The organism is Lutimonas sp., from assembly GCF_051011215.1.
Classification (GTDB): Bacteria; Bacteroidota; Bacteroidia; order Flavobacteriales; family Flavobacteriaceae; genus Lutimonas.
Genome location: NZ_JBPCUJ010000059.1, coordinates 1 through 6,525, shown reverse-complemented (window position 1 = coordinate 6,525; position 6,525 = coordinate 1). Strand labels below are relative to the sequence as shown.

The window sequence follows — 6,525 nt, the reverse complement described above, 5'->3', positions numbered from 1 at the left end:
GGGTGCCCATGTATTGCCCCTGTAATACCCAATACAGAATGACCCGCATTCAACAATCGTATCTTCATTTTTTCATAGGGCGTAACATCGGGAACGAACTGTAGTCCTACATTTTCAAGTTGCGGTCTACCATCTGAAAAATCGTCCTCAACAACCCATTGGATGAAAGGCTCACATACTACAGGCCATATATCCTGCAAATCATATTCATTTTTTAAATAGTCCATTATCTCCTTTGTGGTTACAGGAGTAATTCTGTCAACCATACTATTCGGAAAGCTAACTTCTTTTTCTATCCAACTAGCTAATTGAGGGTCTTGTTTTTTTGCGAAAGCCAATACCATTTTACGAGCGACATTTCCATTGTGCTGAATATTATCGCAGGACATGATTGTAAATGGTTGTAATCCGTTAGCTCGTCTTTTTTTAAGTGCTGCGGTCAAATAGCCGTAAACAGTTTTGGGTTCATTCGGATTTCTTAATTCATGTTGTATATCAGGATTTTCAAAATCGAACGCTCCGGTTGATGGATTAAAATTATATCCCCCTTCCGTGATGGTCAAGGAAATAATTTTAGTGGTTTCACTTGCCAATTTATCGATAACGGCTTGAGGGTCATCAACCGCCAATAGAAACTCCATAATAGAACCTATGATTTCATTTTCAATATTCCCATTGGGGTGCTGGGTAACCAAGGTATAAAGACCATCCTGTTCTTTTAAGACATTGTACATGTTACGGTCTCCTTCTCGTAGACCTACACCACAGATTGCCCAATTATCTGCATCATTTTTTTGCAGCAATCGATGAATGTAGTAGGCCTGATGCGAACGATGAAAACCACCAACCCCGATATGGACAATACCTGTTGCTAATGATTTTCTGTCGTATTCAGGACAGGAAATTCGATTTGAAAGATTATCAAGATTTTTCTGATTTAATTCCATTTCTACTTTTCTACAGATTAAGATCCAATTTTCACCTTGTTCCTTTTCATTGCCCAATACGCAGTAACGAAATAGGTAACCGTACAGATAAATCCATATACATAAAAGGTATCCCTGTTAACGAGATAATCCTTTTCCGTAGCGCTGCCAAACAACACCTTTGCTGCCAATATCAAAGTAATTGACAAAGCAGTCACCGCCACGACTTTTAATGCTTTTGTAAACAAAGAATTGTCCTTTGGAGGGGTTGGTTCTTCAGCAGCCAATTTTTCGTGGTACTCATCAACCAGTTCATTGAACTCTTTTTCTTTAGCTTCTGCTTCTGGATACGTTTTTTTGGCACCATAACGACCCGCTAAAAACGTATATAAAATAATAGTGAAGAACCACGTTGGAATAAACAGATAATAGAAAGACATGACGTCTAAAAAGTTTAGACCAAAACCGAATACCAAACCCAATACCCAAGAAGCAACAGCGGGTATGCTGGTCAGGTAGTCTTGATATTTTGACCAATAACGTGTATATCCGATTCTGGGAAACACTTGATGTTCAGCAAACACAATAGCTCCGACAGGAACCACCAATAGGCCGGCATATGTCAACAAGGGAAGTATCTGGGAGAACACAAAGGGAAAACAAGCTATGATAACCATAGCAATTCCCACTACCATGGTGGTCTTTCGACGGGAGAAACTGGAAAATATGGCTTGTGCCGCCAATCCTGCACGATACAGATTGGTGATGGCCGTTGTCCATCCCGCCACAATAACAATCACAAATCCCGACCATCCTAATGCATAGTACGCCACATCGCCCGGGTCAAGCTCCACAATGGTCTTCCCTAAAATCACAGCAGCTCCAGCACCCATAATTCCCGCGGCAATCCAAGCAATATAATGACCAAATAGCATTCCCGTACTTGTTGCCAGTCCGTAGGATTTCTTCTTTGCGAATCGCAATAAGGCCATATCAATCAAACCAAAATGTGTAATGGTATTTGCAGCCCATCCAAAACCTATAACCTCGACCAATCCTATACCGCTTTCCCCATCACTATTTATGCCCGTCCATATGGATAGATTCCCAATATCCACAAATTCAGACCAGCTACCAGGAAGCGGTTTCTCCAAAACACTTAAAGAAAGAGCAGGAAGCAACACCAATGCACCGCTGGTAAACATCGTAAATAGCCATGGTGCACATACCCCTGAAAAATCAGAAACGGCGTTAAAACCATAGATGGCGACATAGACCACAACCATTCCGACCAAGAAAACAATTAATATGAACCAAAAGTTTGTGGGGTACCAATTCAGCTGCGCAGGAATATCAAAGGCGAATCGCACTGCGGTCGCCGAGACCGTTACCATCGCCGCCGAAATAACCGTGAATATGAGGACATTGGCCCAATCATACAGGTATGACATTTTCTTGCCTGCAATCTTTTTGAGATAGGTATAAAGGCTTAATCGGGTGTCAACGGCAATCGGAGAAGTAATCAAAGTCCAGCTTAATACGGCCAATACGTTTCCAATGAGCAAACCGATGACTATATCCATAGTCTTTGCACCCAGGGCAACAAAGGTGGCTCCTATCACAAATTCCGTTGCCGCCACATGTTCAGCCGCATATAGTCCCGCAAAATGAGTCCAGTCGTGAAGTTTGTGTTTTGGAACTGGGAGTTGTTCCTCTTGAACTTCTTTGAGTTGAGAAAGCTCTGTTATTTCTTTCATTTGATTGGTTTGGTTTTTAAGTCATGCACCACAACGCCCCTGGCCTTGTCCCGCCAACGGCGGGACAAATTACAAATGTCAAATGACAAATTCCAATTTGTTGCTTGTCATTTGTCATTTAGGATTTACCAAGCGAAGCTTGGTCTATAGGCGTTGTTATGTGCTTGCGATTTCCCAATTTTCCACTTGATGCATGCCGTCCTCCCATAATTTCAGTAATGCATTGGCAGATAAACCAATGATTTTGGGATTAGATCCTACCCTTTGCAAAGTTGCCACCGATTTCTCCTCAAACGTCCCAAGCAATTTGGCAGCAGTCCAAAGACTAACAGAGGCATTTTCATGATCTAGCAACTTATAAAACAGATTAACAGTGTTTTTGTTGCTAGCTCTAATCTCATTTACGAGATTAGTAATTTGTGAATGGACATTGTTTGACTTTTCCGAATCTCCTTGTTGCTGTAATTCACCATGGAGAAAGCATAGTTCAATATACTTATCAATTAACTCCATATTTTAAGGATTGCACATAACGCCCCTGGCTATGGCCAGGCGCCTGGAGGCGCCAACCATCAAGGGTTTTAATTAATTAACTCTAAGTTAGGAAAATAAACCAAGCCTTGGCAGGCGATTGGCTATAGGCGTTGTTAGCACCAGTTCATTTTTTTAACCATTGAAACCCATGCAACCTGAATTCACCCCTTCCCTTTAAATCTAGCATTATGGATGTGGAGTAAGGGAAAGATCGAAAATCAGTTTTCTTAATAGTAATTATCTTCGAGTTTACTTCTTCTCCCAATGGAATGCTTTTAAAGCCGTTACCATTTAGCTCTTGTATCAGGATCAAAGATGAATTTAATGGTTCGTTGAATTCGAAACCCTCTTCTAAGGGATGGTTCATTATTATAATAATCTTATTAGAGTTTAAATTCATTGTGGAGTCAAGTTTATTTCCGAACATGAATTCGATATCGCCACCTGGAGTATCTCCCCTTGAATCAAAATTATAGTTAGGAAAATCTGTTGAGATCATTTTTGATTTCGAAACTCTAAAGAACGTATCGGTCCAAAAGGTTCCAGAAATATCCTGTTTATGAATAGTTGAAGCTTCATTCTCAGTTAAGCCAAATTTTACAAGTTCATTAATACTGGATTGAAGTGTATCCGTTGGTCTATGAACAAGACAAATTATATCATAGTCTTGTTGTTCTGCTAGTGCATCTTTCGTTTGACTAAAGAGTTGAACACTTAATACGGAAAGAGCGGTTATTCCAACGACAATTAAGAGGTGTCGCAAATTAAATTTGCTTTCAGAAGTTGTAAGAATGTAAAGGTTGGCAATTCCAACTCCAACTAGCCAACAAATTTGAAAGGGAAAGCTTATAGCGCCGATCCAAGGTCCGAATACAAACCAAAGTAGTAGTATGAAAATTATTGTTTGGACCAGCGAAAAGAAAAGACAAAGAAAAAATCCAACCACAAAATGAACTTTTTCAAAAACATTGCGGTATAACCCAATCAATAACAGGGAGAAGGTTGAGAGGATTATGGTATAAAATGCAAAAGGAACAACATCTCCTTTACCAAATCCATCGTTAGAGAGAACATAAAGGTATGCTATGAACGTTGAACAGGCGGTTAGGATTAACGTGTAGGTGATTCTTTTCAACTGGAGGTATTGGTGCTAACGGCCTTGGCTATGAGCCGGCGCTTCATCGCACAGACCATTCCTGGGCTAGATTATTAGAAAACAAGTTAGCAAATATTCGCAAGCCTAGGAGAGCGATGGATTATAGCCGTTGTTGTGTGCTGGTTTTAGCTTAGTAGTGCTGAGATCAATTTCACAGCGAAAATCAACGAGTTCGAGTGAGAGACCCGTCATGTCAACATTTATCAGCTTAGTTTCCCAGCCTTCAGGCGCCTCCGGCCCGTAGAAAACAATATTTTCGGCAGTACCAGTGAAAATGCAGTTTTCAAAAATTGTATCCCAAAACTGATTGTTTTTGAAATTGACATTAATAAACTTACACTGAAAATATCTTGTCGGACCACCTAGATTCGTATGCTGGCCAATGAATTTACAATCTTCAAATATGCAGTTGTCTAAAACAGAACCTCCAAGGAAGTAAGTATTCTTGAACTGGCAATTGTTCCAGGTAATACTAATGAATTTACAATTGTGAAAGACACAGTCGTTATAAACCACATAATCGAAATTGGCATCACTAAATGTTTGATTGGAAAAGCGAATGCCATTTTTTCTATCCAATTTCCTCATTCCTAAATACTAGCACACAACTCGTTATATATACACTAAAATAGCACTTTATCCGCTTCTGGTTCCGGATAAGGATATATATGATCTCTGTTATCCATATTTTTCCAGGATATTGCACAAATGAAAAACCCCCTGATTTTTTCAGAGGGTTTTCCTTATTATTGACTTTGAAAAAGTTATTTACTACCTATAAACTCATCAAAAGATTTGAGTTCTATAGCTTCTAAACCTTTGATCTTCTTCTTTAGCTTGGCATAGTCTTCCTTGGCCTTCATATAGCGTTCAGAGATGATCTTTAAATTTGCCATGTCTGCCGCTCTGGGTCTGTCCCAACTATCTGCAACCTTGCTGTACAGGGTCGTCATCTTCTCCCGTAACTGAGGCTCTGCACTGCCCACATAATTATCACCGGTGGTGATCACAAGGGTTTCTTTCAGCGCGTTCAGCTTATCAGTCATTTTGCTATTGCCTTCAGCCTCTGTCTTGGCGATCATCTCATCTACTTCATAGACAAAATAAGCCAGATCCTGAGTCATATCGTACAACTGCATTGTAATATCATTCTTAATTGTACGGTCTGCCGGGGTCAAAGGCGAGTTCTTATCATAAACCAATTCAAAGGGATGTTCATAGACATCTTTACCCTTAGTCATCACCGCTTTATACTTTCCTGCGGGTACTTGTGGTGCAGAAAAGCCACCAAAAGTTAGTGTCTTGCCTTTGGCCACTTTCGGAATTTTACGGGTGAAGCCCCAGGTAACAACATTGATACCTTTAGACTTGCCAGGTCCCAACTCCACAATCTTATTGCCTTCCATATCCTGAATCTCCATACTCATCTTGCCAAACGTATGTCGCTTTTTCAAATAGTATTTCAATTGTAAGGACTTGCTTTTATTGGGTCCTCTGAAATCTATAGAAGCGTTACCAAAGCCGCCGCTAAACGTACTGGTCTCATTAATGGTAGTGGGCGTATTGTCAAAGAAATGCACATTTTTTGCCAGGATTTCGGGCGTTAAGCCACGCAAGGGAGAAATGTCATCTATAATGATCACTCCACGTCCGTGTGTGCCCAAAACCAAGTCGCTTGTGCGCTTTTGCAGGTCTATAAAATGTACGGCTACTGAAGGCACGTTCTTGGTGAACTTGCTCCAGCTTTTTCCGCCGTCAAGAGTTATGTACAAGCCAAACTCTGTTCCTAAAAACAAAAGATCCGGATTCACATAATCTTCCTGTATGTTTCGCACAGGGCCTTCAACTTCTCCATTGATAATATTCGTCCAGCTAGCGCCATAATCTGTAGTCTTATAGGCATAGGCAGTCATATCACCTGTTGTATGCCCATCAAAGACAGCATAGGCTGTACCTTTATCAATGCTACTGGCTTCTATATGATAGCACCAGGTATTGGCCGGCAATCCGGAAATATTTGGCGTTGTATTCGTCCAATTCTTTCCACCGTCACGGGTTACCTGTACATTCCCATCATCTGAACCTGCCCAGATCACATTTTCATCCAAAGAGGATTCCGCTATGGTAAAAATTGTCGTGTGGTTCTCGGCAC

The 6,525-nt window shown here is 40.6% G+C and carries 6 protein-coding genes; all 6 read right to left on the bottom strand.

Features of this window, described 5'->3' with window-relative positions; all coding sequences use genetic code 11:
* Positions 1–947, bottom strand: a 947-nt coding sequence (locus ACR2MV_RS05785; RefSeq protein ID WP_434020958.1) for a mannitol dehydrogenase family protein, incomplete at its 3' end; no start/stop codon positions are given.
* Between the two features lie 17 nt (positions 948–964).
* Positions 965–2,683 (bottom strand): purine-cytosine permease family protein, encoded by a 1,719-nt coding sequence (locus ACR2MV_RS05780; protein ID WP_434020957.1) that lies wholly within the window; start codon positions 2,681–2,683, stop codon positions 965–967.
* Between the two features lie 156 nt (positions 2,684–2,839).
* Positions 2,840–3,196, bottom strand: a complete 357-nt coding sequence (locus ACR2MV_RS05775) for a hypothetical protein (protein WP_434020956.1) — start codon at positions 3,194–3,196, stop codon at positions 2,840–2,842.
* Positions 3,197–3,341: 145 nt separating this feature from the next.
* A complete protein-coding gene (locus tag ACR2MV_RS05770; protein ID WP_434020955.1) occupies positions 3,342–3,980 on the bottom strand; it encodes a hypothetical protein in 639 nt (212 codons plus the stop codon).
* Between the two features lie 477 nt (positions 3,981–4,457).
* Complete coding sequence (locus ACR2MV_RS05765) at positions 4,458–4,961, bottom strand: pentapeptide repeat-containing protein (protein WP_434020954.1); 504 nt, start codon at positions 4,959–4,961, stop codon at positions 4,458–4,460.
* 176 nt (positions 4,962–5,137) lie between these two features.
* On the bottom strand, positions 5,138–6,525 hold a 1,388-nt coding region (locus ACR2MV_RS05760; RefSeq protein ID WP_434020953.1), incomplete at its 5' end, for a WD40/YVTN/BNR-like repeat-containing protein.